We start from the raw sequence: 24,687 nt of genomic DNA, 5'->3' as shown, positions 1-24,687 counted from the left end.
TGAGCGCCGGCGCCGGGTGCGGCGCGCCGTTTCCGGGCGGTCGCGCGCTTCCGGTGTATCCGAAGCCGGAGTGCGGCCCCGGGTCAGGCGGAGGCGGCCGTGTCCTGCTTGCCGGGTTCGAAGACGGCCCCCACCAGCTCGCGGCACCAGGTCAGCAGTTCCAGGTCGCGCAACTGGCGGCCGCCCAGGCCACCCGCCTTGGGTGCGGGGACCAGCAGGGTCTGGGCCGGCTCCTTGTACACGGCCTTGGGGTAAAGCCGCCGCAGCCGCAGCCGCTGGGACTCGCGCAGCTCGACCGGCGCGAACCGGATCTGGCTGCCCTGCAGCACGACGTCGGTGAGACCCGCGCGCTTGGCCAGCACCCGGAACCGGGCGACCTCCAGCAGGTTGGCCACCGCCTCGGGCGGCGGGCCGTAGCGGTCCACCAGCTCCTCGCGGGCCGCGGCGATGTCCTCCTCGCTGCCGACGCCGGCGATGCGCTTGTAGGCCTGCAGCCGCAGCCGCTCGCCGGGCACGTAGTCGTGCGGTATGTGGGCGTCGATCGGCAGCTCGACCTTGGTCTCGGACTCCTCGGCGCCCGCGTTCGGGTCGCCCTTGAGCTCGCGCACGGCCTCGCCGACCATGCGCACGTACAGGTCGAACCCGACTCCGGCGATGCTGCCGGACTGCTCGGCGCCCAGGATGTTGCCCGCGCCGCGGATCTCCAGGTCCTTCATCGCCACGTACATGCCCGCGCCGGTCTCGGTGTGCTGGGCGACCGTGGCCAGCCGTTCGTGCGCGGTCTCACTCAGCGGCTTCTCCGGCGGGTACAGGAAGTAGGCGTAGGCGCGCTCGCGGCCGCGCCCCACGCGCCCGCGCAGCTGGTGCAGCTGCGAGAGGCCGTAGGTGTCGGCGCGGTCGACGATCAGCGTGTTGGCGTTGGGGACGTCCAGCCCCGACTCCACGATCGTCGTGGAGACCAGCACGTCGTAGTTCTTCTCCCAGAAGTCGATCATGACGCGTTCGAGCTGCTGCTCGTTCATCTGGCCGTGCGCGTACGCCACCCGGGCCTCGGGCACCAGGCGGCTGATCGACGACGCGACCTTGTCGATCGAGGCCACCCGGTTGTGCACGAAGAACACCTGGCCCTCGCGCATCAGCTCGCGCCGGACGGCGGCCGCGATCTGCTTCTCCTCGTAGGGCCCGACGAAGGTGAGCACCGGGTGGCGCTCCTCCGGCGGTGTAAGGATGGTGGTCATCTCGCGGATGCCGGTCATGCCCATCTCCAGGGTGCGCGGGATAGGCGTCGCCGACATCGCCAATACGTCGACCTGGGTCCGCAGCCGCTTGAGGGTCTCCTTGTGCTCGACGCCGAAGCGCTGCTCCTCGTCGATGACGATCAATCCGAGGTTCTTGAACTTGGTCTCGCTGGACAGCAGGCGGTGCGTGCCGATCACGACGTCGATCTCGCCCCTGCGCAGGCCCTCGCGGGTGGCCTCGGCCTCGCTGTCGGTCTGGAAGCGCGACATGGCACGCGCCGTCACGGGGAAGGAGGCGTAGCGCTCGGAGAAGGTGGACATGTGCTGCTGGACCAGCAGCGTGGTGGGCACCAGCACCGCCACCTGCTTGCCGTCCTGCACCGCCTTGAACGCGGCGCGCACCGCCACCTCGGTCTTGCCGTATCCGACGTCGCCGCAGATGAGCCGGTCCATCGGCACCGGCTTCTCCATGTCCTGCTTGACCTCCTCGATCGCGGCGAGCTGATCGGGGGTCTCGACGTAGGGGAAGGCGTCCTCAAGCTCGCGCTGCCACGGCGTGTCGGCTCCGAAGGCGTGCCCGGGCGAGGCCTGGCGGGCGCTGTAGAGCCGGATGAGGTCGCCGGCGATCTCGCGTACGGCCTTGCGTGCGCGGCTCTTGGTCTTGGACCAGTCGGCGCCGCCCATCTTGGACAGCGTCGGGGCCTCGCCGCCGACGTAGCGGGTGACCTCTTCGAGCTGGTCGGTGGGCACGAAGAGCCGGTCGCCGGGCTGGCCGCGCTTGGTGGCCGCGTACTCGATGACCAGGTAGTCGCGGGTGGCGCCCTGGATGTTGCGGCTGACCATCTCGATGTAGCGGCCCACGCCGTGCTGCTCGTGGACCACGTAGTCGCCGGACTTCAGCTGCAGCGGGTCGACCGTGCCGCGGCGCCGGCTGGGCATGCGGCGCATGTCCCGGGTGGAGGAGCGCTGCCCGGCCAGGTCGGTCTCGGTCAGCACGACCAGCCGCACCGAGCGCCATACGAACCCGTGCTCGATCACGCCGGTCGCCACCGTGGCCACGGAGCGGTCGGGCGGGGTGTCGACCTCCGAGCGCAGCTGTGCGCCCAGGCCGGCGTCGCGCAGCATGGCCACGAGCCGCTCGGCGGGCCCGTGCCCGGGGGTCAGCAGCACGACGCTCCAGCTGTCGTGCAGCCACGACTTCACGTCCGCCAGGGCGCGCTCGGTGTCGCCGCGGTAGGTGTCGGCGGCCGACGCGCCCATCTCCAGTCCGGCGTCGCCGGCGCGGCCGCCCCCGTCGTCCGCGGACTCGGCCGAAGCGGCGCCGGAGCCGGAGTCGAACGGCGAGATCGACCACCAGGGCAGCCCGAGCGCGTCGGCGTCCGCGCGGACCTCGGCGATGGACTTGTACGCGGAGCCGCCCAGGTCGATGGGCGCCTCGCCGCCGGACGCGGCGTTGATCCAGGACGCGTCCAGAAACTCCCGGCTGGTGGCCTCCAGCTCCAGGGCCCGGGTGCGGATGCGCTCGGGGTCGCAGCCGACGATGTGCGCGCCCTCGGGCAGGTAGTTGAACAGCGGCTCCATGCGCTCGGCCAGGACCGGGGCGAAGGCCTCCATCCCCTCGACGGAGGAGCCCTCGGCGAGCTTGTCCAGCACCTCGGCGAGGGCCGGATACCGCTGGGCGAGCTCGCGGGCGCGCTCGCGCACCGGCTGGGTGAGCAGGAGCTCGCGGCACGGCGGCGCGAACAGCCCCGACGCCGCCTCGGACTGGTCGCCCTCGCCGATCGAGCGCTGGTCGGCGACCTGGAAGTACCGGATCTCCTCGACCTGGTCGCCCCACAGCTCCAGGCGCAGCGGGTGTTCCTCGGTGGGCGGGAACACGTCCAGGATCCCGCCGCGCACGGCGATGTCGCCGCGCTTCTCGACCAGGTCGACCCGGGCGTAGCCGGCGTCGACCAGCGACTGGACCAGGTCCTCCAGCTCGACCTCGTCGCCCGGGCGCACGCGCACCGGCGTGAGGTCGCCGAGCCCCGCCACCAACGGCTGCAGGACGCTGCGGATCGGTGCGACGACGACGCGCAGCGGCGCGGTCAGCGGGTCGGCGGGGTCGGGGTGGGCCAGGCGGCGCAGTACGGCCAGGCGCTGACCGACCGTGTCCGAACGCGGCGACAGGCGCTCGTGCGGCAGGGTCTCCCACGCGGGGAACAGGGCGACCGAGTTCTCCGGTAGCAGGGACTCCAGCGCCTCGGCGAGGTCGCCGGCCTCGCGCTCGGTCGCGGTCACGGCGAGCACCGGCCGCTCGGCGCCCACGGGGGCGCCGGCGGCCAGCGAGGCGATCACGAACGGGCGCAGCGACGGCGGCGCGACGAGGTCGAGGTGCGGGTCATGGCCGATGCGGGCGGTCTCGACCGCCTGGCTGAGGGCCGGGTCGTCTGCGACGACCGAGAGAAGTCCGGTAAGGCTCATATCACCAGAGGGAAGGCTGTGACAGGGATTCGGCCGTGCTGCGCTCCGCGGTGCGCGGTCGGGGGAGCGGGTGTCCGGCGGATGCGGCGGCCGTGTGCAGGGCATCGGCCGCGAGCCGCCGAGGACCGGTGCGCGGGCCGCGGCGGGTGGTCGTACTCCCCATGGGCAAGCCTACGCCGCCCGCCGGTCGCGGGTGCACGGAGTCGGGTATCCGGAATGTGGTCCGGGTCATGTCTCTCCGTTCTGCCCGTCGGGCCGCGCATGCGGCGGCGGTCGGGGCGCGGTCGTCCGGAGAACGTGTCGGCGGGCTGCGCCGAAGGCGCACGGGACCCCCGCCGGTTCGGTCGACGGAACCGTACGGACCTGTGCACGCCCGATTGCCGGGCGCGCTGGAGCGGGCCGTACCGGGACGGCCTGTCGGTCGCTGTCCTGCACGACCAATACCGGTAACGCCTTCGCCGCCCCGGGTGTTCCCGGCGGTCGCGCGGGCGGCCGGCACCGCCGACCCGCGCGGCGCGCCTCGTCGGGGCGCCCGCGGGCGGTGGCGGGATGCCGTCCACACGCATCCCCGAATACGCTGTTGCGCAGATGCGGCAGCGCAGACGGTGTGGCAGCGCAGACGAACGGGGAGGCCGGGTTGAGCGACAGCAGTGACCGCAGCGGGGACGAGGCGGCGGCACCGGTGTTCGCGCCCGATCCGGTGAGCCTGGCCCATCTGGAGCTGATCCTGAACGGCGCCTACCCGCTGGCCGGGTTCATGACCCGCGAGGAGGCCTCCTCGGTCGCCAAGCGCGGCCGCCTGCCCGACGGCACCCCGTGGCCGGTACCGGTCACCTTGCCCGTGCCCGACCAGCTCGCCGACGCCGAGCGGCTGACGCTCACCGACCCCGAGGGGGCGCCACTGGCCGAGCTGCGGGTCGGGCAGCGCTGGTGGGCCGGTGCCCAGGACGGCGACGGCGCGGCCGCGCCCGGCCACCGGCTGGCCGGCGAGGTCCGCTTCGCCCAGCCTCCCGTCTACGGCGCGCTGCGCCACCTGCGCCTCTCGCCGGGAGAGATCCGCGGCCAGCGCGAACTCGCCGGCGACGGCGGCGTCCCGGTGCTGGCCGTGGTCACGGCCCGGCCCCTGCACCACCGCGAGCTCCACCAGATCCGCGCCGCCGCCGAGGAGCTGGCCGGCGACGACCGTGCCGAGGTGCTGGTGATCATCGACGCCCCGCTGGAGACCGAGGGCCTGGCCCCGGTCGTGCTGGCCGCCGAGCCGCTGCTGCCCGCACCCGCCCGGTTCGTCGTGGCGACCCTGCCCCGCTGGAGCTCCGACGGCGCCGCCGGGCCGGCCCTCGGGCGCCGCGTCCTGCTGCACGCCCACGTCGCCGCCGCCTACGGCGCGACGCGCCTCCTGGTCCTCGACTCCGCGCCGTCGGCCGGCACCGAGGAGGAGACCCCGATCCCGGTGGCCGCCGCCCCCGGTTGGGCCTACGACACCGCACAGGAGCAGTGGCGCCCGGTCGGCGAGGTGGCGCCGGAGGCGGCCGCCGACCTGCCGGACGAGGCGGAGGTCGAGGAGACGCTGGCGCGGGGACTCGCGCTGCCCGCGTGGTTCACCCCGGCGCGCGTGGCCGCGGAGCTGGCGCGCATCCGGCCGCCGCGCACCGAGCGCGGACTCACCGTCTTCTTCACCGGGTTCTCGGGCTCGGGCAAGTCCACGATCGCGCGCGGCGTGGCCGAGGGCATCCGCCGGTCGGGACGCACGCTCACGCTGCTCGACGGCGACGTCGTACGCCGCATGCTCTCGGCGGGCCTGACGTTCTCCCGCGCCGACCGCAACCTCAACGTGCGGCGGATCGGGTATGTCGCGGCCGAGATCTCCCGCCACGGCGGCGTCGCGGTCTGCGCGCCGATCGCGCCCTACGCCGCCACGCGCGCCGAGGTGCGCGCGATGGTCGAGGAGGTCGGCGACTTCTTCCTGGTGCACGTGGCCACCCCGCTGGAGGTGTGCGAGGCGCGCGACCGCAAGGGCCTCTACGCCAAGGCGCGGGCGGGCGAGATCCCCGAGTTCACCGGGATCTCCGACCCCTACGAGGAGCCGGAGGACGCCGAGCTGGTGCTGGACACCGAGGGCCGCTCCGTCGGCGAGTCGGTCGCCGAGGTGCTCTCCGCGCTGCGCGCCGGGGGCTGGCTGCCGGCCGAGAGCATTTGAGGGCCGAGTGCCGGAAGCCGGGGAGTCCGTAGGAATCGGGAGTCTGGGAGCGGAAGGGGCCACCGAGCCATGAACCCGAACAGCGGCGGGACCCAGCCGGACGGCGGCGCCGGGCCGAGCGGTGCAGCGGGTGGTGATGCGGGCGGCACCGGCGGCGCCGCGCCCGGCAGCCGGGTGCTCGACCTGGTCGAGGTGATGGACGTGCTGCGGCGGGAGTGCCCGTGGGACGCCTCGCAGACGCACTCCTCGCTGGCCAAGTACCTCATCGAGGAGGCCTACGAGACGCTGGAGACCATCGAGCAGGGCGACCTGGCGACTCTGCGCGAGGAGTTGGGCGACGTCCTGCTGCAGGTGGTCTTCCACTCCCGGGTGGCCCAGGAGCGCGGCGCCGACGGGTTCACCATCGACGACGTCGCCGCCGGCATCGTCGACAAGCTCACCCGCCGCCACCCGCACGTCTTCGGCGGCGCGGAGGTCGGCGGCGCCGACGACGTCCGGGCGAACTGGGAGGAGATCAAGGCCGCCGAGCGCGCCGAGAAGGGCCTCGGGGACTCCGTGCTGGAGGGCGTGCCCTTCGGCCAGCCCGCCGCGCTGCTGGCCTACGAGCTGCAGAAGCGGGCGGTGAGCAACGGGGTGCCCGACGATCTGGTGGGCGACGACGGCGAGGGCGGCGGTGCGCTGTTCGCCGGCGTCGCCGACGAGCGGCGCCGCGGCGCCGACCCCGAGATCGACCTGCGCTCGGCGGCACGGCGCTTCGACGCCCGGGTCCGCGCGGCCGAGGCGGCCGCCCGCGCCGACGGCCTCGACCCGCGCTCGCTGACCCCCGAGCAGTGGCGCGCCTACTGGTAGGCCGGGCGGCCTTCAGGGTGACGGGAAGAACGCCCGGCCCGGCCGCTGCCCGGCTTCGGGCATGCCGGCGGAGTCGCGGTTGGGCACGGCGGAGCTGGGGCGGCGCGCGGTGTCGCTGAGCCGCAGCCACAGGCCCATGATCATCCACGTCGAGACCAGCGACGAGCCGCCCGCCGACAAGAACGGCGTGGTCATGCCCGTCATCGGGATGAGCCGCGTTACGCCGCCCAGCACCACGAACACCTGGAAGCCCAGCAAGAACGCGCTTCCGGAGGCGGTCAGCTTGGCGAATATGTCGCGCGAGACCAGAGCCGTGCGGTAACCGCGCTCGGCCAGCAGGAGCAGCATCAGTACGACGGCCATCAGACCCGCCAGGCCCAGCTTCTCGCCGACGGAGACGAGGATCAGGTCACTGTCGGATGCGAAGAGGCCGGCGGTGCGGCCGTGCCCGAACCCGATCCCGGTCAGACCGCCGTCGGCCAGCGCGAACAGGCCCTGTACCAGCTGGCGGCTGCCGCCGACCGCCCGGTAGACGTCCGGGTCGAACGGGGAGTGCCAGATGGCCACCCGCTGGCGCACGTGCCAGAAGACCTGCCAGGCCACGGTCGCCCCCGCCAGGAACATCGCCAGGCCGATTCCCACCCACGACTTGCGCCGCGTGGCGACGTAGAGCATCGCCAGGAAGACGCTGAACAGCACCAGGGAGGTGCCCAGGTCGCGGGTGCCCACCAGGAGGAGGAGGGCCACGCCCCAGGCGGCGGTCATCGGCCCCAGGTCGCGCATCCGCGGCAGGCTGAAGACCTTCACCTCGCCCACCCGCAGGTGGCGCGCCGCCAGGGCCAGCACGTCGCGCTTGTGGCCGAGGTAGCCGGCCAGAAAGACGATCAGCAGGATGCGGGCGAACTCCGAGGGCTGAACGGTGTAGCCGCCGAAGCCGATCCAGCGCCGCGCACCGAACACCTCGATGCCGACGCCGGGCAGCATCGGCAGCATGATCAGCACCAGCCCGCCGATGAGGGTGATGTAGCGGTAGCCCTGCAGCGCCGCCGGGCGGCGGACGGCCGCGAGGACCGCGATGCAGGCGGCCATGCCCAGCGCGGTCCACAGAAGCTGCCGGTCGGACTCGTGCGGCCCGTCGCCCGCAGAGGCGTGCAGTCCCCAGATCACGGCCACGCCGATGCCGTTGAGCACGGTGGCCAGCGGCAGGATCAGGGGGTCGGTCCAGGGGGCCAGGAAGCGCACGGCGATGTGCGCTGTGGCGGCGAGCCCGCCGAAGACGCAGGTGTAGAGGGCGAACCGGTCGGGGACGCGGCCGTCGACCTGCAGGCCGGCCAGGCTCAGGATCAGTGCGAACACGCCTACCGCGAAGAGCGTCATCACCAGCTCGGCGTTGCGGCGGCGCGTCGGAACGCTCGGCAGCGGGGCGTTCGCGCCGGTTGCTGGTGTCGCCATTTCCGTCTCGCCTCGGTGCGCTGCGCCGGTCGGTCCCGCCTCTCCACGCGCCTGCGGCCTGGGGCCGCGGATCGAGCGGGGTGCGTGGCGCGAGGGGACGGGCACCGGCCGCGGCAGGTGGGTCGGGCATGGGCGCGCGTCTGCCATCTTCCCTGTAGCCAGGGCCGAAAACGCGGTTTCGGATACAGCCCCGGCGGCGGCGCGTGGTCGCCCCCGCCGGACGGGCTCAGTCGGCGGCCTCGGTGGCGCCGACGTGCTCGGGCGCCGCGGCCGCGCGCCGCATGCGCCGTTCGACGGTGTGGGCGCGCAGCGACCAGGCGACGGCGGCCGCCCACCCCAGGGCGACCGCGCAGTAGACGGCCAGCGAGACCCCGGCGGAGGCGCCGATAGCCTCGCTGTCCAGCAGGACCCGGGTGTTGGTGAAGATGATCAGCCCGCCCACCAGGGAGCCGAGCATGCGCGCGGGCACGTGGCTGGCCAGCCAGGCGGCGATGGGCGCGGCCAGCAGTCCGCCCAGCAGCAGGACGACCACCCAGGTGATGTTGATGCCGCCGAACCCGAGGCCGACGGCGAAGCCGATGCTGCCGGCGACCACGACCGCCGACTCGCCCACGCTGATCGACCCGATGACCTTGCGCGGCTCCAGCCGCCCGCTGGCCAGGAGTGCCGAGGTTCCCACGGGGCCCCAGCCGCCGCCCCCGGTGGAGTTCATGAACCCGGCGAACAGGCCGACCGGGGCGAGGAAGACGGTGCGCAGCGGGCGGCTGAGGTCGGGGTGCGGGAGGTCGCGGAAGGTGAACCGGGCCAGCAGATAGGCGCCCAGAACGAGCAGGATCGTCGACATCAGCGGGCCGGCGGCGTCGGTGGACAGGCGGCTGAGGAACACGGCGCCGACGAACGAGCCCAGGGCGCCGGGAAGCGCGATGCGCCAGACCACCCCCCAGTCGACGTTGCCGAAGCGCCAGTGCGCGAAGCCCGAGGCGATCTGCGAGCCGACCTGGGAGAGGTTGACCGTGGCCGAGGCGAGCGCGGGACTCGTGCCGATGACCAGCAGCGCACTGGTCGTGCTGATCCCGTAGCCCATGCCCAGGCTGCCGTTGATGAGTTGCGCCAGCAGGCCGACGAAACCCAGGAGGACGAGCGTCTGCATAACGGGCGGCCTTCCGGGATCAGGGATGTCGAAGTAACACCTCTATTTATACCTCTTTAGTAGGGATAGACGCCATGCGTCGGTGCGACGGTTGTCCGGCCGGGGAGTTCTCTGCGGAAAGCCGGTGTTCGGGCGGCGTTCATCCGTGCCTGGCGGGGACCCGGCGGCGCCGGCCCGGAGGGCGCCGCGCCTGCTGAGCGGCAGGTATCCCGGGCGTGTCGCGCCCACCGGAGGCGCACGGCACCGGTCACCCCTGGCGGCGGGGAGCGGCGCGGCGGCCGCTTAGCGTGGACTAGACCAATTTCGGGTGGCCGACACGACCGAGGCAGGCCCTAATCGCTAGGGTGTGGGGTGGACGGGCGCCGACTCCGCGCGGCCGTCGGCGCCGCTTGAGCGGGCGGTCGGCGGCACCGGTGCACGCCCGTTCCACAACGCCCGCGGCTCGGGGCGGATCGCACAGGGTGCGGGTGGGGCCTGCGCTTAGGAAGCAGGGAAGCCGCACCTGCCGAGTCCCATCCGCAACAGGGCCTGAGCCGGGTCCGCACGCGAATCGAAGGAGTTGCAACGTTGTCGTCGATCGAGGCAGTGCAGGCGAGGGAGATCCTCGACTCCCGCGGTAACCCGACGGTCGAGGTGGAGGTCCTGCTCGACGAGGGGACCACCGCGCGCGCGGCGGTCCCCAGCGGCGCGTCGACCGGGCAGTTCGAGGCGGTCGAGCTGCGCGACGGCGGAGACCGCTTCGGCGGCAAGGGCGTCGAGAAGGCGGTGGCCGCCGTCAACGACGACATCGCCGACGAGCTGATCGGCTTCGCCCCCGAGGAGCAGCGGCTCATCGACCGCGCCATGATCGAGCTGGACGGCACCCCCGGCAAGTCCCGGCTGGGCGCCAACGCCGTCCTCGGCGCGTCGCTGGCCACCGCCCACGCGGCGGCCGACAGCTCCGGGCTGCCGCTGTTCCGCTACATCGGCGGCCCCAACGCCCACGTGCTGCCGGTGCCGATGATGAACATCCTCAACGGCGGCGCCCATGCCGACACCAACGTCGACATCCAGGAGTTCATGGTCGCGCCGGTGGGAGCGGCGAGCTTCCGCGAGGCCGTGCGCTGGGGCGCCGAGGTCTACCAGGCGCTGAAGTCGGTCCTGAAGGGGCACGGGCTGGGTACGGGCGTCGGCGACGAGGGCGGGTTCGCCCCCGACCTCGACAGCAACCGCGCGGCGCTGGACCTGATCATCGAGGCGGTGCAGAAGGCCGGCTACACCCCCGGCCGCGACATCGCCCTGGCCCTGGACGTGGCCGCCACCGAGTTCTGCACCGACGGCGTCTACAGCTTCGAGGGCAAGAACCGCAGCGCCGAGGACATGGCCGCCTACTACGGCGAACTGGCCGACTCCTACCCGCTGGTCTCCATCGAGGACCCGCTTGACGAGGAGGACTGGGCCGGCTGGTCGCAGCTCACCTCCACGCTGGGCTCGCGCCTGCAGATCGTGGGCGACGACCTGTTCGTCACCAACCCCGAGCGGCTGCAGCGCGGCATCTCCGAGGGCGCGGCCAACTCGCTCCTGGTCAAGGTGAACCAGATCGGCACGCTGACCGAGACCCTGGACGCCGTCTCGCTGGCCCAGCGCAGCGGCTACACCGCGATGATCTCGCACCGCTCCGGCGAGACCGAGGACACCAGCATCGCCGACATCGCCGTGGCGACCAACGCCGGCCAGATCAAAACCGGCGCCCCCGCCCGCAGCGAGCGCGTGGCCAAGTACAACCAGCTTCTCCGCATCGAGGAGGAGCTCGACGACGCGGCCCTCTACGCCGGCGTGTCGGCCTTCCCGCGCTTCCGCCCGCAGGGCTAGTCTGACCGCTTATGCCCGAGGTGCCAGAGCAGCCGAAGCGGCCGCGCCCCGCGAAGGGCCGGCCGCCGGCCTCTGGTGCTTCGGGAGGCGCCAAAGGCGGTGGGAGCGGAACCCCGGGTGCGGGCGGGACGGCCGGCGGGGGCCGGTCGAAGTCGTCCAAGGTCGTGCCCATCGACGCAGCCCCCTCGTCCACGACCCGCGGCGGAGGCGCCAAGACCGGCGCGAAGGGCGGGTCCGGCAAGGGTGGCGGCCGCGGCACCGCTGCCACGAGCCCGGGGCGCGGTGCCGGCGGCGGATCGGGCTCCCGTGCGCCGGCGGGGCGGGGCGGAGCGCCGTCGGGCTCCGGCGGCGGGCGCACGCGCCCGGCGTTCACCAGCCGCGCCGCGATCCTCGCCCTGGTGATCTGCGTGATCGCGCTCAGCCTGGCCTATCCGCTGCGCGAGTACCTCGCCCAGCGCGCGCGCATCGCCGAACTGCGCGAAGAGAAGGCGCAGACCGAGCAGGCGGTCGCCGACCTGCAGGAGCGCAGCAAGCAGCTGAAGAACCCGGCCTACATCGAGCGCGAGGCACGCACCCGGCTGCACTACCAGTACCCGGGCGAGCGCGCCTATGTGGTGGTCTCCGACTCCGATGACCAGGACGCGGACGCCGCGGCGGGATCGGGCGAGCCGTGGTTCACCCGCCTGTGGAAGTCCGTGCTGGAGGCCGACAGCCCGGAGCAGGGCGGGAGCGCGTCCGAAGGGCGGCCCGCCGGCTGAGGCGCTGTGCCCGGCCCGCAGCGTACGGCTTGCTCAGTCCTCGATCTCGGCCTCCGGCGGGCCCTTGATGGTGTGGAACCCGGCGGTGCCCGCCACCAGCACCGCACCGTCCCACAGCCGTCCGGCCTCCTCGCCGCGCGGCACCCGGGAGACGACGGGGCCGAACATGGCGGCCACCCGCCTGCCGTCGGGCGCCGTTGCGGCCAGCACCGGAGTGCCGGCGTCGCCGCCGACGAGTCCGAAGCCCTCCTCGTGGGAAGCGCGGAGCGCGCCGTCGTAGGCGTCGGAGGTGCCGGCCCGCGCGAGTCCGGCGGGCAGTCCCGCCTGCACCAGCGCGTGCTCGAACCCCGCGGCGTAGTCGTCCGCCTGCTCACGGGAGGCCCACAGCGCGTCGTAGAAGCGGCCCAGCGCGTCGTGGCCGTGCTCGGCCTGGACCGCGGCGCAGATGCGCGCGGGAATCCACAGATAGCCCTCGGGGTCGCCTTCGGGATCGTCGTCGCGGTGCTCGTTGAGCACCGACAGGCTCATCACCCGCCAGCGCACGCTGATCGGGCGCACTCGGGCGGCCTCCGCCAGCCACCGGGCGGTGACGCGCGTGTAGGGGCAGGAGGGGTCGAACCAGAAGTCCGCGGTCCAGGTATCGGCCATGGCTTCGATGGTAGGCCGCCGGCGGCCTACCGGCCGTGCGGCGTGCCCAGCGGGTGCCACCGGGCACTACGCTGAAGTCGCGATGACTTCCGCCGAACACGCCGCCCCGCCGGACCGCGTCGACGACGCCGACGCCGCGGCGGTGCGCGACCAGATCGGGCGCCCGCCGCGCGGCCTGCGGGCGGTGGCCCACCGGTGCCCGTGCGGGCTGCCCGACGTGGTGCGCACCGCGCCGCGCCTGGAGGACGGCACCCCGTTCCCCACGCTCTACTACCTCACCTGCCCGCGCGCGGCCTCGGCCGTCGGGACCCTGGAAGCGGGGGGCACGATGCGGCGGATGCAGGAGCGCCTCGCCGAGGAGCCGGAGCTGCGCGCGGACTACGAGCGCGCCCACCGCGCCTACCTGGACGAGCGTGCCGAGCAGACCCGCCGCGACGGCGGCGATCCGCTGCCCGAGGGCATGCAGAGCGCCGGCGGCATGCCCGAGCGGGTCAAGTGCCTGCACGCACTGGTCGCCCACGAGCTGGCGCGGCCGGGTGCCAACCCCTTCGGCCGCGAGGCGCTGGACGCGCTGCCGCGCTGGTGGGCGGACGGACCCTGCGTGTGCGCCGGCGGCGAGGGCGCGGACGCCGCGGAAGGACTGCGGGCGCGAGACGACGACAGCGAGGGGACGACCAGGTGACGACCGTGGCGGCCGTGGACTGCGGCACGAACTCGATCCGGCTGCTGGTCTCGGCGCTGATCGGGGTGGAGGACGAGGAGGTCCAGCTCCTCGATCTCGAACGGCGCATGGAGGTCGTGCGGCTCGGCCAGGGCGTCGACCGAACCGGCGAGTTCACCCCCGAGGCCTTGGAGCGCACGTTCGCCGCCCTGCGCGAGTACGCCGACCTCATGCGGGAGAACGGCGTCGAGCTCGGGCCCGAAGCGGTGCGGATGGTGGCCACCAGTGCCACCCGCGACGTCCGCAACCGCGGTGAGTTCGTGCGGGGCGTGGCGGAGATCATCGGCGTGGAGCCCGAGGTCATCACCGGCGACGAGGAGGCCGAGCTGTCGTTCATCGGCGCCACGGCCGAGCTGGAGGATGCCGACACCGGTTTCGACGGGCCGTTCCTGATCGTCGACATCGGCGGCGGCTCCACCGAGTTCGTGCTGGGCCACGACGACCCGCGCAGCGTCCCGGACGGCGCGGGACCGGTGCGCGCGGCCCGTTCGGTCGACATCGGCTGCGTGCGGCTGGCCGAGCGCCACCTCGTGGACGACCCGCCCACGGCCGAGCAGATCGCCGCGGCCACCGCCGACATCGACGCCGCGCTGGACGCGGCCGCCGAGGTCGTCCCGCTGGACGAGGCCGCGTCGCTGGTCTGCGTGGCCGGCACCGCCACGACCGTCGCGGGCATCGCGCTGGAGCTGCCGGAGTACGACCCCGAGCGCATCCACCACGCTTGGGTCCCGGCGGCGCGGGCGCACGAGATCGCCGAGGAGCTGCTGGCGATGGAGCACGGGCAGCGGGCGGCGATCGGCGTCATGCACGCGGGCCGGGTGGACGTGATCGGCGCGGGCGCGCTGATCCTCTCGCGCGTGGTGGCGCGCACCGGAGCCGCCGGGTTCGTGGCCAGCGAGCACGACATCCTGGACGGGATCGCGTGGGGGCTCTGCCTGGGCGCGCCGGACGGGAGCGCGCAGGGGACCGCGGGCGCGCAGTAGGACGTGCGAAGGCCGGCGGCGTGTGACGGCGGGCACGCGGGGCGGGTTCCGGCGCGGACCGGCGCTGTGCGCTGGCACGGGGCCGCGGGGCCGATGTGACCCCGGTCGGCGGGCCCGGTGAGACGCGTCACCTGCGATCGAGTGCGTGAATCCCTTCACAAGCTCTCTGACCTGCACAAACGAACATCCGACTCCGTCTATCATGGTCTAAACCTGTGCCGTGCGCCGCTTTCATGTTAGGAGCGGCTTGTGAAAGAATGCACAAGCAGGAGGAGAGAGGAACCCTCGACTCCCGGGTGAAGAAGAGCGTTCTTTCCGTCGGAAGACGACAGGGAACATGCCAGTCAGCGAAGACTTACCGATTTTGGCGCCCCGGACCGGGGGCGTGGAACGGGACTCAAGGGCGGATGCGCGATGACCGAAGGCAGGAACTACCGCCTCGTGCACGGCGGCGGTGACAGGGAAGAGATCCCGCACGTACTCATCGTCGGTGGTGGGTACCTGGGCATGTACACCGCGAAGCAGCTGGAGAAGAAGCTGGGGCCGGGCGAAGCCCGCATCACGGTCGTCGACCCCAACTCCTACATGACCTACCAGCCGTTCCTTCCGGAGATCGCTGCCGGCAGCATCTCCCCGCGCCACGTCGTCGTTCCGCTGCGCAAGGTCTTCGACCGGGTGCGGGTGCTCACCGGCCGCGTCATCCGCGTGGACCACGCGAACCGCTCGGTCGACTTCGAGCCCGCCGTGGGCGACCCCCGCCAGATCTCCTACGACTACATCGTGATGGCCACCGGCGCCGTGTCGCGGACCCTGCCCATCCCGGGGCTGGCCGAGTGGGGGATCGGCATCAAGACGGTCGAGGAGGCCGTCTTCCTGCGCAACCACGTGCTGGAGCAGTTGAACATCGCCGACTCCACCGACGACCCCGAGATCCGGCGCAAGGCGCTCAACTTCGTCTTCGTCGGCGGCGGCTTCGCCGGTGCCGAGGCGATCGCCGAGCTGGAGGACCTCGCTCGCGACGCCACGCGGATCTACCCCTCCATCAGCGCCGACGACCTGCGCTTCTACCTGATCGAGGCGGCGGACAAGATCCTGCCCGAGGTCGGCAGCGACGTCGGCGAGAAGTCGCTGAACCAGCTGAAGCGGCGCGGGATCGACGTGCGGCTGTCCACGTTCCTGGAGTCGGCGGTCGACCAGCGCGTCAAGCTCAGCGACGGCACCGAGTTCGACGCCGGGACGCTCGTGTGGACCGCCGGCGTCAAGCCCAGCCCGGTGGTGCAGGCCGGCGACCTGCCGCTGGGCCCCAAGGGCCACCTCGACACCAGCGAGTACCTCGCCGTCAACGGCGTGGAGAACGCCTTCGCCGGCGGCGACAACGCGCAGGTGCCCGACGGCAAGGGCGGCTTCTACCCGCCCAACGCGCAGAACGCCGTGCGCCAGGCGCCGGTGCTGGCCGCAAACGTCATCGCCGCGCTGCGCGGCAAGGAGATGACCCGCTACGTCCACAAGAACCTGGGCGCGGTGGCCGGCCTGGGCCTGCACAAGGGTGCCGCCCAGCTCTTCGGCCGGATCAAGTTGACCGGCCGGCTGGCCTGGTACGCACACCGCTCGTACCACCTCTACGCAGTGCCGACCTTCAACCGGAAGATGCGCGTGCTGGCGGACTGGATCGTCGGGTTCTTCCTGCGGCGGGACTTCGCGGCCCTGCCCGAGATGGAGGACCCGCGCCAGGCCTTCGAGGACGCGAGCAAGCCCCAGGTGGAGAACGGGCAGCTGCTGCGCCGGGTCAGCTAGCGCGGTAGCGGAACGCCCCATGGCGGCCGGCCCCTGGCGGGGGGCCGGCCGTACTTCTGCGCCGAGGGCGCGCGCACGGGGCGCCGGCCGGGCCCGCTCCACCGCGCCGGGGCGATGTGACGGCGGTTGCGTTCCGGTTGAGTTGCAGGCACGTGTGACCGGAGTTCGTCGGCCGAATCCCGGCTTCCCGTCCGTTCGGCGGCCCGTGGCCGCAATGCGCCGCCGCCGAGGCCGCACAATGCCACAGTGGTGCGACGCGCCCGGGCGGGCCGCGGATTCGCGCGGGCCGGTCCGGGGCGGGAAGACGCGGGTACGCCCGTGTGACCGGCGCTGTCGCGGCGGCGGGAGGCCGCGGAGCGGACCGGCCGGATTCGCGTCTCGGCAGGTCGAACCGGCGCGAATCCCGGTGAATCGGCCATCGCCGGTATGATGGTGCCGCCCTCGTAGCCCAATGGTAGAGGCAGGCCCCCTAAAAGGGTCACAAGTGTCGGTTCGAGTCCGACCGGGGGTACAGCTGGACTCCGCGGCGGCGGTCCGGGCCGGCCCGCGCGCGTGCCCGCTGACGACGCCTCCCGAGCGCGCACCCGGCCCACCCCGCAAGCGTCCGCCGCTCCCGCCGCTTCCCGCCTCTTCGGCCCCGTATTGAGCCCCCGTCCGGATCCGGCCGGTTCCGTTGACGCGGTTGCTGTCATGAACTTGGATTCAAGGGGTGCCGAACGCCGCCGGAGAGGGACGCGGCGTGCGGGCGGCGCCCCGAACGCCGAAGGGGATGATGTCGTGAGCAGCCGATTCACAGGCGCCGTCTGACCTGACGCGGACAGCCCCGCGTCGTTCCCCCGCGTTCCGCAGCCCGGTCCGTGCCGGAGCAGCCGAGTTCTGCTCCGTGGCGTCCGGTGCGTCCCGCGTTCACCGGGCATCCCGGGCACCCGACTCCGTCCGGCTGCGCGGGCCGGGCGCGTGCTCCGGTTCCATCCCACCGCGGTCTTTGCCCGCGGCGGCGAGGCGACGCGCGTCCCGTCCGAAACCGCCGATCGCGCGCAGCGCATCCGCATGCGCGGGCACTGCGCGCCTCCGCAGACCGACCACCGCGACAGCGGTCCACCGATCCTGGAGTACGCACCGCATGACCGAAGAGCAGACCGAAGACCGCTTCGAGAGCGGCGATTTCAACAGAGCGATCATCGAGGAGTTCCGTGCGAACCACGGCCGTGTCGGCGGCATGTTCGAGGGCGCCCGCCTGCTGCTGCTGACCACGACCGGGACCCGATCCGGCAGGCGCCGCACCACGCCGGTCGCGTTCCTGCCCGACGGCGAACGCCTGCTGGTCATCGCCTCCGCCGGAGGCGGGGATCGCCATCCCGGCTGGTTCCACAACCTGCGCACCAACCCCCGCGTCACCGTGGAGAACGGGGTGTTCGTCATGGAGGCCGACGCCGTCGTCGTGGAGGGCGAGGAGCGCGACGCGCTCTTCGCCCGTGCCGCCGAGGCCGACCCCGGCTGGGCCGAGTACCAGGCCGGCACCGAGCGCACCATCCCCGTCGTCGCCCTCCACCCCGTGAGCGGCACGCCCGTCGAGCAGCGCATGGGGCAGGGCCTGAAGGTCCTGCACGACGCGTTCCGGCGCGAGCTCGCGATGATCCGCGACGAGGTCGCCCGCTCGGGTCCGAACCTCGGCGCCCAACTGCGGATCAACTGCCTGACCGTCTGTCAGGGCCTGGGCCGCCACCACACGATGGAAGACGCCGGGATGCTTCCCGGCATCGCCGAGGCCCGCCCCGAGCTCGCCGGCGTCGTCGCACGCCTCGGTGAAGAGCACAAGCGTGTGGAGAGCCTGCTGGAACGGCTCAAGTCCCGGCTCGACGCCCCCGCCGCCGGCCCCGCCGACCTCGGCGCCGAGGTCGACCGCCTGATCAACGAACTGGAGGCGCACCTCGACTACGAGGAGGAGCAGCTGGTGCCTGTCCTCGACGCCATGGCGCCGTAGGCGCGGCCGCGGGCCCGCGGGTCAGGTGGCGCGCTCCATCAGCAGTTGGAGGTGGGTGAACAGCCGCTGGGTCGGGTCGGAGAGGTCGATGCCGCTGACCGACTCCGCGCGGCGGACCCGGTAGCGCAGGGTGTTGGGGTGGATGTGCAGCCGGGCGGCCGCGGTGCGGACGTCGCCGAACTCCTCCAGATAGGCCAGCAGCGACACCACCAGGTCCGAGCCCTGCGCGGCGTCGTGGTCGGCGAGGGCGCTGACGCGGGGGTCGCGCAGGGCGGGCGTGCCGCGCAGGTAGGCCAGGGTCTCGCTGATGAGGACCTGGGTGCGTACGTCGGACATGGTGGCGACGTCCATCGCCAGATCGCGCCCCATCGCGTCCAGGATGCGGTCGGCCTCGGCACGGGAGTCGGGAATGGCGGCCAGCGAGTCCACCGGCGAGCCCACGGCGCCCTGCACCGCCACGCCCAGCGTGGCCCGCGCCGCCTCGACCGTCTTGCGGGTCAGCGCCAGCACCGACGACTCGGCCGACCGCCGGGAGGAGTCGGTCGGGGAGTCCGAGCCGCCCGATCCGCCGGAGCCGCCGCCGCGCACGAGGTCGGGCATGAGCACGTAGATCCGCCCGCCCACCGCCGTGACCAGCGACGTGCGGCGGTAGGCGGCGGTGTGCACGGTGATCAGGTCGACCAGCCGCCGACGGTTCAGCTCCCGGCCGGAGCGGTCGGTCCCGCCGCCGCGGGCGGGGTCGGTGCGGCCGCCCGCGCCCGGCGCCCCCGAGGGCGAGATGGCGAAGGCGGCGACGAGCGCCGGCCGGTCGGTGGTGACCTCGATGGTGTCGGCCAGCGCCGCCGCTTCGATGCGGCCCTCCAGCAGGCTGGCCAGCAGGTCGTCGCGCAGCCGCAGCCCCACTGTGGCCTCGGTGCGGTGCCGCACCAGGTGCAGCGCCGTCATCCGCGCCGCGCCCAGCAGCGCCTGCTCGGCGTCCTCGGCGAGGGGCTGGGCGCCCTCCTGCACCCAGATCGTGCCCAGCGGCTGCGAGCCCGCGTGGATGCCCACCGCCAGCCGCCGCCTGATGCCCAGCTGCGGGTGCTCGTCGATGCGCACCACCTCCTCGCCGGCGCGCAGCCGGGAGAACACGCCCCACTCCCGCAGCAGCGCGAGGTACTGCTCGGGCCCGCGGCGCCCCAGCACCGAGAGCCGGCGCAGCTCGTCGGCCTCCTCGCCGCTCGAATGGGCCAGGACCCGGCTGGCCGAGTCCTCGATGGTCACCAGCCCGCCCGTCAGCGCGGAGATCGTCTGCGCCAGCGAGTACAGGTCGCCCGCGGTCTCGCCCAAATCGGCCTCGGAGGTCAGCCGGGCGTCGTCGAGCACGCTGCGGCACAGCGACTGCAGCTGGTCCCAGCGCACCTCCGGACGCACGCCCAGCAGCGCCACCCCGGCCTCGCTGGCCTCGGCGCGCAGCAGCGCGACCTCGTCACCGCCGCGCCGCACCTGGGGCGCCGTGCCCCAGCCCTGCGGCGGCGGATACGCGGGCTCGTCGGAGTGCACCTTGACCGCCACCGCCGCCGCGCCGCGCCGCGCGGCCGCGCGGACCAGGTGCCGGGCGGCGCTGCCGCGCGCTCCGATCAGCAGCACCAGGTCGCCGGCGAAGGCCTCGGCCTCGTCCTCGGGGTCGACGATGACCACATTGTCCACCCGCACATCCAGGCCCGCGGGAGCGGCGAGCACGTCCACGAGCGGGTCGCCGACCGCCAGCAGCAGCCGGCGCAGCGGTATGCCCGCGCTCTCACCTGCGGTACCGGCCGCGGCGGGCGCTGCGTAGGGATCCGATGGCACGTCCATGACCGTCCATTCTGTCGCATCCCCGTTTGTCCTATCGGCCAACCGCGCGGTGCGAATCGTGGCTTCTGCGACAAGGCCGACCTCGGTCTGCTTCTTCTACGTTTGTCCGGTTCCACCAGACGAACCGAGGGAGGGCCCATGGACGCCGTCACGAACGTCCCCACCCCGGCCAACGAGCCGGTTCTGACCTATGCGCCAGGGAGCCCGGAGCGGGACGAGCTGACCGCCAAGCTGGCCGAACTGGCCAAGGAGCCCGTCGAGCTGACCATGACCATCGGCGGCGAGCGCCGCATGGGCGGCGGCGCGCGCGTGGACGTCGTGCAGCCGCACAAGCATGCGCACGTCCTGGGCACCCTCGGTACCGCGACGCAGGACGACGCCCGCGCGGCCGTGGCCGCGGCCAAGCAGGCGGCGCCCGCCTGGCGCGACATGCCCTTCGACGAGCGCGCCGCCATCCTGCTGCGCGCCGCCGACCTGCTGGCGGGCCCCTGGCGCCAGACCGTCAACGCCGCCACCATGCTCGGCCAGTCCAAGACGGCGATCCAGGCCGAGATCGACGCGGCCTGCGAGCTGATCGACTTCTGGCGGTTCAACGTCGCCTACGCCCGCAAGCTCATGGCCGAGCAGCCCTACAGTCCCGCCGGCCAGTGGAACCGCGTCGAGCAGCGCCCGCTGGAGGGCTTCGTCTACGCGGTGACGCCCTTCAACTTCACCGCCATCGCCGGCAACCTGCCCACTGCTCCGGCGCTGATGGGCAACGTCGTGGTGTGGAAGCCCGCCGTCACCCAGCAGTTCGCCGCGCACCTGCTGATGCGGCTGCTGGAGGAGGCCGGCATGCCCCCCGGCGTCATCAACATGGTCACGGGCGACGGCAAGGACGTCTCCGAGGTCGTCATGGCCGACCCGGACCTGGCCGGAGTGCACTTCACCGGCTCGACCCGCGTCTTCCAGCAGCTCTGGCGCACCGTCGGCGAGAACATCGAGAACTACCGCTCCTACCCCCGCGTCGTCGGCGAGACCGGCGGCAAGGACTTCATCGTCGCCCACTCCTCGGCGGACCCGGACGTGGTGCGCACCGCCATCGTGCGCGGCGCCTTCGAGTTCCAGGGCCAGAAGTGCTCGGCGGCTTCGCGGGCGTTCGTCGCCCGCTCGGTCTGGGAGCGGCTCCGCGACGACCTGGTCGCCGAAGTCGAGGCGCTGCCCATGGGCGACGTCACCGACCTGGGCAACTTCCTCGGCGCCGTCATCGACCGCCGCTCCTTCGACCGGCTGGCCGGCGTCCTGGAGCGCGCGCGCACCGAGGAGACGCTGGAGATCGTCGCCGGCGGCACCGCCGACGACTCCACCGGCTTCTTCGTGCGGCCCACGGTGCTGGTGGGCACCGACCCCGACGACGACGTGTTCCGCACCGAGTACTTCGGCCCGCTCATCGCCGTGCACGTCTACGAGGACGACGACTACGAGCGCATCCTCTCGGTCGTCGACCAGGGCTCGCCCTACGCGCTGACCGGCGGTGTCATCGCGACCGACCGCCAGGCGATCACCGCCGCGCACCACCGGCTGCGCTTCGCCGCGGGCAACTTCTACGTCAACGACAAGCCGACCGGCTCGGTGGTCGGGCAGCAGCCGTTCGGCGGTGCCCGCGCGTCGGGCACCAACGACAAGGCCGGCAGCGCGCAGAACCTCGCCCGCTGGGCGAGCCCGCGCTCGATCAAGGAGACCTTCGTCCCGCCGAAGTCCTCCGCCTACCCCCACCAGGGGTAGGGCGCGTTCGAGGCACCCGTCCCGCCGCGCGGCGCCCCCGCGCCGAGGGCCGCGCTTCGCGCCTCGGGCGCGCGAGTGCGCCGCGCGCGGGGGACGGAGCCATCCGGACACACCCTGTGGGCGGACACCCCACCGGGCCCGCGCCCCGACCGGGCGCAGGACCGGCGGGGCCCTAGCTAGCCGCACCGCTGGACCGCTACCCGGATCGGCGGGCACGAGGAGAACGAGGTCGCACATGCTTCGTACGACACTGCTGGCCGCGGCGCGGTCGCGCACCTGCCGCACGCTGGTCGAGCGCGCGCCGGTCACCCGGGGCCTGGTGGCCAAGTACGTCGCCGGCTCCACGCTGGAGTCGGCGCTGCCCGCCGTCGAGCGGCTGACCGCCGACCGCCTGGTGACCCTGGACCACCTGGGCGAGGACACCCGCGACGCCGGCCAGGCGCAGGACACCGTCGACGCCTACTCGCGGCTGCTGGCCGAGCTGGACCGCGCGGGCCTGGCCGAGCGCGCCGAGGTGTCGGTGAAACTGTCGGCGGTGGGCCAGTTCCTGCCCGGCGACGGCGAGAAGATCGCGCTGGAGAACGCGCGGCGCATCTGCGAGGCGGCCGCGGCGGCGGGCACCACGGTCACCCTGGACATGGAGGACCACACGACCGTGGACTCCACGCTGGGCATCCTCACCGAGCTGCGGACCGACTTCCCGTGGGTGGGCGCGGTGCTCCAGGCCTACCTGCACCGCACCCAGGCGGACTGCCGCGACCTGTCCGGAGCCGGCTCGCGCGTGCGGCTGTGCAAGGGCGCCTACGACGAGCCCGCGTCGGTCGCCTACCGGGACAAGGCCGAGGTCGACCGCTCCTACGTCCGCTGCCTGCGCGTCCTCATGGCCGGGCAGGGCTACCCGATGGTGGCCTCGCACGACCCGCGGCTGGTGTCCATCGCCGGCGCGCTCGCCGAGTCCGGCGGCCGCGGCCCCGGCGACTACGAGCACCAGATGCTCTACGGCATCCGGGAGAACGAGCAGCGCCGCATCGCCGAGCAGGGCAGGCGCATGCGCGTCTACGTGCCCTACGGCGACGAGTGGTACGGCTACTTCATGCGGCGCCTGGCCGAGCGCCCGGCCAACGTGGCGTTCTTCGCCCGGTCGCTGCTCACGAACGGCTGACCGGGCGAGCCACCGGGGGCCGCGGCCGACCGGCGTCCGCCCGCCGCCACCGGAAGGACCCGTGCGCCTCCCGGCGCCGGCGGGGGGAGGCGGACCATGTGCGCGGTGCGCCCGCTTCGGCGGGGCGGCGACCCGCGCTCGTGCGCCGCGGTCCCGTAGCGGTCCCGCCGCAATGCCGCCGGCCGAGGGCGAGTCCGACCTGTGATATGGCTCGGGAACCCGGCGGCGACGCAGTGCGTTACGTTAGCGGCAGACACGTCACGCCCTGGAAAGGCTTGCGCAGACATGCGGATGAGGAGTTCCAACCCCGTTCTCAAGCGGGCGATGCGGTCCGGCCAGGCCGGATACGGCCAGACGCCGTACGGCCAGGGCGCCCCCTACCAGGCCGGATACGCCCAGCCCTACGGCCAGCCGTCTCCCCAGACCGGATACGGCTACCCCCAGCCCGGTTACGGTCCGCAGACGCCGTCCACGGCGGAGCGGATGACCATCGACGACGTGGTCGTCCGCAGCGCGATGACGCTCGGCCTGGTCGTGCTGACCGCGGTGCCCACCTACTTCCTGGCCGTGTCGGGCAACCCGCTCGGCTTCGGCCTCGCCCTGTTCGGTGCTCTCGGCGGTCTGGTCCTGGGCCTGGTGATCGCCTTCAAGCAGTCCACCAACCCGGCGCTGATCCTGACCTACGGCGCCCTGGAGGGCCTGCTCGTCGGCGGCCTCAGCGGCGTCTTCGAGCTGTCCCTGATGTCGCAGAACGGCATGGCGATGGGCTCGCTGGTGACCCAGGCGGTCTTCGGGACGCTGATCGCGGCGGGCGCGGTGCTGGCGGTCTACCGCCTGCGGATCATCCGGGTGACCAACACCTTCGTCAAGGTCGTCACCGCCGCCGCGGCGGGCCTGCTGGTGCTGCTCCTGGTCAACTTCGTGGCCGCGCTGTTCATCCCCGGCGGCTTCGGTCTGCGCGAGCCCTCGCTCCTGGGCCTGGGCATCTCGCTGCTGGCGGTCACCCTGGCCGCCGCGATGCTCATGATCGAGTTCCGCCAGATCGAGGACGCGCTGAACATGGGCCTGCCGCGGAAGTACTCCTGGCAGCTCGCGTTCGGCCTGACCGTCACCCTGGTCTGGCTCTACATCGAGATCCTGCGCCTGCTGTGGATCCTGAAGTCGCTCTTCAGCGAGTAGCCGCCGCGCGGCCCGGCGGCGCGGCCTGAGCCCGGCGCGGGGCCCCCGCGCAGCCGGCACCGAAACGACAGACGCCCCGCCCGGTCGGACCGGGCGGGGCGTCGCCGTGCTGCGGGGTGCCGGCGCTGCGCGGGGGTGCGGTGATCATCAGCTCGTACGCTGGTTCGGGATGGGCGTGCGGTTGCGGCGGCGCCGGTCGTGCTCCTGGACGATCGCCTGGGCGTAGCCGTGGCTGAGGTTGTACTCGTCGGCGAGCCAGTTGGCGCGTTCCAGGCAGCGGGTGAGACCGGGCCCATTCTCCAGAGTGTCGAACCACTCGCTGAGTTCGCGGCCGGTGACGGTCGGGATCCGGGCGATCAATTGCGCGTGCATCTCCGGCGAGTGGGTTACCGACATTGGCACCTCCGTAGGTGAGTGGCACTTACCTGCGACACTGCATCAGGATCACGGTTCGGACAAGACCTTCGGCGTGTCTTTTACACCTGGTTTTGTCGGTCCGCCGTCCCGGTTCGGCCATCCGCTGTTCGCCCCCGCGACATGCGTACGCGCGCGAGCCCGGGGACGAAGGGCTTTCGCGGGATCGGGGGCCGGGAGCGCCCCGCGCCCCGGCCCCTGGGTCCGGCCGGCGGTCCGGCCGGCGAACCGGTCGCCGTCGAAG

General features: G+C 73.2%; 17 protein-coding genes and 1 tRNA gene. 12 read left to right on the top strand and 6 right to left on the bottom strand.

The window, feature by feature from the left end; translation table 11 throughout:
- Window positions 1-83: 83 nt before the first annotated feature.
- On the bottom strand, window positions 84-3,701 hold the full coding sequence (gene mfd, locus ABD284_RS09905) for a transcription-repair coupling factor (RefSeq protein WP_344142363.1): 3,618 nt from the start codon (window positions 3,699-3,701) through the stop codon (window positions 84-86).
- 637 nt (window positions 3,702-4,338) lie between these two features.
- Between mfd and cysC the strand changes: the two genes are divergently transcribed.
- Entirely contained in the window at window positions 4,339-5,898 is a 1,560-nt protein-coding gene (gene cysC / locus ABD284_RS09900) for an adenylyl-sulfate kinase (RefSeq protein WP_344142362.1), read from the top strand.
- A gap of 69 nt (window positions 5,899-5,967) precedes the next feature.
- Window positions 5,968-6,747 (top strand): MazG family protein, encoded by a 780-nt coding sequence (locus tag ABD284_RS09895; RefSeq protein WP_386699474.1) that lies wholly within the window; start codon window positions 5,968-5,970, stop codon window positions 6,745-6,747.
- 12 nt (window positions 6,748-6,759) lie between these two features.
- Here ABD284_RS09895 and ABD284_RS09890 read toward each other — a convergent pair whose 3' ends face one another.
- Together ABD284_RS09890 and ABD284_RS09885 are read right to left on the bottom strand one after the other, a co-directional pair.
- Entirely contained in the window at window positions 6,760-8,199 is a 1,440-nt protein-coding gene (locus ABD284_RS09890) for an FtsW/RodA/SpoVE family cell cycle protein (protein ID WP_344142361.1), read from the bottom strand.
- Window positions 8,200-8,425: 226 nt separating this feature from the next.
- Window positions 8,426-9,349, bottom strand: coding sequence for a sulfite exporter TauE/SafE family protein (locus ABD284_RS09885; RefSeq protein ID WP_344142360.1), 924 nt, complete (start codon window positions 9,347-9,349; stop codon window positions 8,426-8,428).
- A gap of 567 nt (window positions 9,350-9,916) precedes the next feature.
- Between ABD284_RS09885 and eno the strand changes: the two genes are divergently transcribed.
- Together eno and ABD284_RS09875 are read left to right on the top strand one after the other, a co-directional pair.
- Window positions 9,917-11,200 carry a phosphopyruvate hydratase gene (gene eno, locus ABD284_RS09880; RefSeq protein ID WP_344142358.1) on the top strand — a complete coding sequence of 428 codons (1,284 nt, stop codon included), beginning with the start codon at window positions 9,917-9,919 and terminating at the stop codon, window positions 11,198-11,200.
- A gap of 164 nt (window positions 11,201-11,364) precedes the next feature.
- On the top strand, window positions 11,365-11,958 hold the full coding sequence (locus ABD284_RS09875; protein WP_344142357.1) for an FtsB family cell division protein: 594 nt from the start codon (window positions 11,365-11,367) through the stop codon (window positions 11,956-11,958).
- A 33-nt stretch (window positions 11,959-11,991) separates the two neighbouring features.
- On the opposite strand, the gene ABD284_RS09870 is transcribed toward ABD284_RS09875, so the two are convergent.
- A complete protein-coding gene (locus ABD284_RS09870; protein ID WP_344142356.1) occupies window positions 11,992-12,606 on the bottom strand; it encodes a mycothiol-dependent nitroreductase Rv2466c family protein in 615 nt (204 codons plus the stop codon).
- 82 nt (window positions 12,607-12,688) lie between these two features.
- On the opposite strand from ABD284_RS09870, the gene ABD284_RS09865 reads away from it, so the two are divergent.
- The 5 genes from ABD284_RS09865 to ABD284_RS09845 all read left to right on the top strand — a co-directional run bounded on the left by ABD284_RS09865 (window position 12,689) and on the right by ABD284_RS09845 (window position 18,088).
- Entirely contained in the window at window positions 12,689-13,288 is a 600-nt protein-coding gene (locus ABD284_RS09865; protein ID WP_344142354.1) for a DUF501 domain-containing protein, read from the top strand.
- On the top strand, window positions 13,285-14,310 hold the full coding sequence (locus ABD284_RS09860; RefSeq protein WP_344142353.1) for a Ppx/GppA phosphatase family protein: 1,026 nt from the start codon (window positions 13,285-13,287) through the stop codon (window positions 14,308-14,310). The genes ABD284_RS09865 and ABD284_RS09860 overlap by 4 nt, the downstream gene beginning before the upstream one ends.
- A gap of 414 nt (window positions 14,311-14,724) precedes the next feature.
- Window positions 14,725-16,104 (top strand): NAD(P)/FAD-dependent oxidoreductase, encoded by a 1,380-nt coding sequence (locus tag ABD284_RS09855; protein WP_344142351.1) that lies wholly within the window; start codon window positions 14,725-14,727, stop codon window positions 16,102-16,104.
- Between the two features lie 437 nt (window positions 16,105-16,541).
- A tRNA-Leu gene (locus ABD284_RS09850) sits at window positions 16,542-16,615 on the top strand.
- Window positions 16,616-17,227: 612 nt separating this feature from the next.
- Window positions 17,228-18,088: a nitroreductase/quinone reductase family protein gene (locus tag ABD284_RS09845; RefSeq protein WP_344142349.1), complete on the top strand. Its 861-nt coding sequence runs from the start codon at window positions 17,228-17,230 to the stop codon at window positions 18,086-18,088.
- A 21-nt stretch (window positions 18,089-18,109) separates the two neighbouring features.
- Here the strand turns inward: ABD284_RS09845 and ABD284_RS09840 are convergent, their stop codons facing one another.
- Window positions 18,110-19,924: a PucR family transcriptional regulator gene (locus tag ABD284_RS09840; RefSeq protein ID WP_344142348.1), complete on the bottom strand. Its 1,815-nt coding sequence runs from the start codon at window positions 19,922-19,924 to the stop codon at window positions 18,110-18,112.
- A 138-nt stretch (window positions 19,925-20,062) separates the two neighbouring features.
- Between ABD284_RS09840 and pruA the strand changes: the two genes are divergently transcribed.
- From pruA to ABD284_RS09825, 3 genes are all read left to right on the top strand, one after another.
- A complete protein-coding gene (gene pruA, locus ABD284_RS09835; protein WP_344142346.1) occupies window positions 20,063-21,688 on the top strand; it encodes an L-glutamate gamma-semialdehyde dehydrogenase in 1,626 nt (541 codons plus the stop codon).
- 235 nt (window positions 21,689-21,923) lie between these two features.
- The gene (locus tag ABD284_RS09830; protein ID WP_344142345.1) at window positions 21,924-22,850 is read left to right on the top strand and encodes a proline dehydrogenase family protein; all 927 of its coding nucleotides are present in this window, start codon (window positions 21,924-21,926) and stop codon (window positions 22,848-22,850) included.
- Between the two features lie 285 nt (window positions 22,851-23,135).
- Window positions 23,136-24,029: a Bax inhibitor-1/YccA family protein gene (locus ABD284_RS09825; RefSeq protein ID WP_344142344.1), complete on the top strand. Its 894-nt coding sequence runs from the start codon at window positions 23,136-23,138 to the stop codon at window positions 24,027-24,029.
- Between the two features lie 147 nt (window positions 24,030-24,176).
- Here ABD284_RS09825 and ABD284_RS09820 read toward each other — a convergent pair whose 3' ends face one another.
- Complete coding sequence (locus ABD284_RS09820) at window positions 24,177-24,425, bottom strand: DUF4287 domain-containing protein (protein ID WP_344142343.1); 249 nt, start codon at window positions 24,423-24,425, stop codon at window positions 24,177-24,179.
- Window positions 24,426-24,687: the final 262 nt, after the last annotated feature.

The sequence above is a fragment of the Streptomonospora arabica genome (assembly GCF_039531585.1).
GTDB classification, from domain to species: Bacteria; Actinomycetota; Actinomycetes; order Streptosporangiales; family Streptosporangiaceae; genus Streptomonospora; species Streptomonospora halophila.
This window is presented reverse-complemented; position numbering and strand designations above follow the sequence as displayed.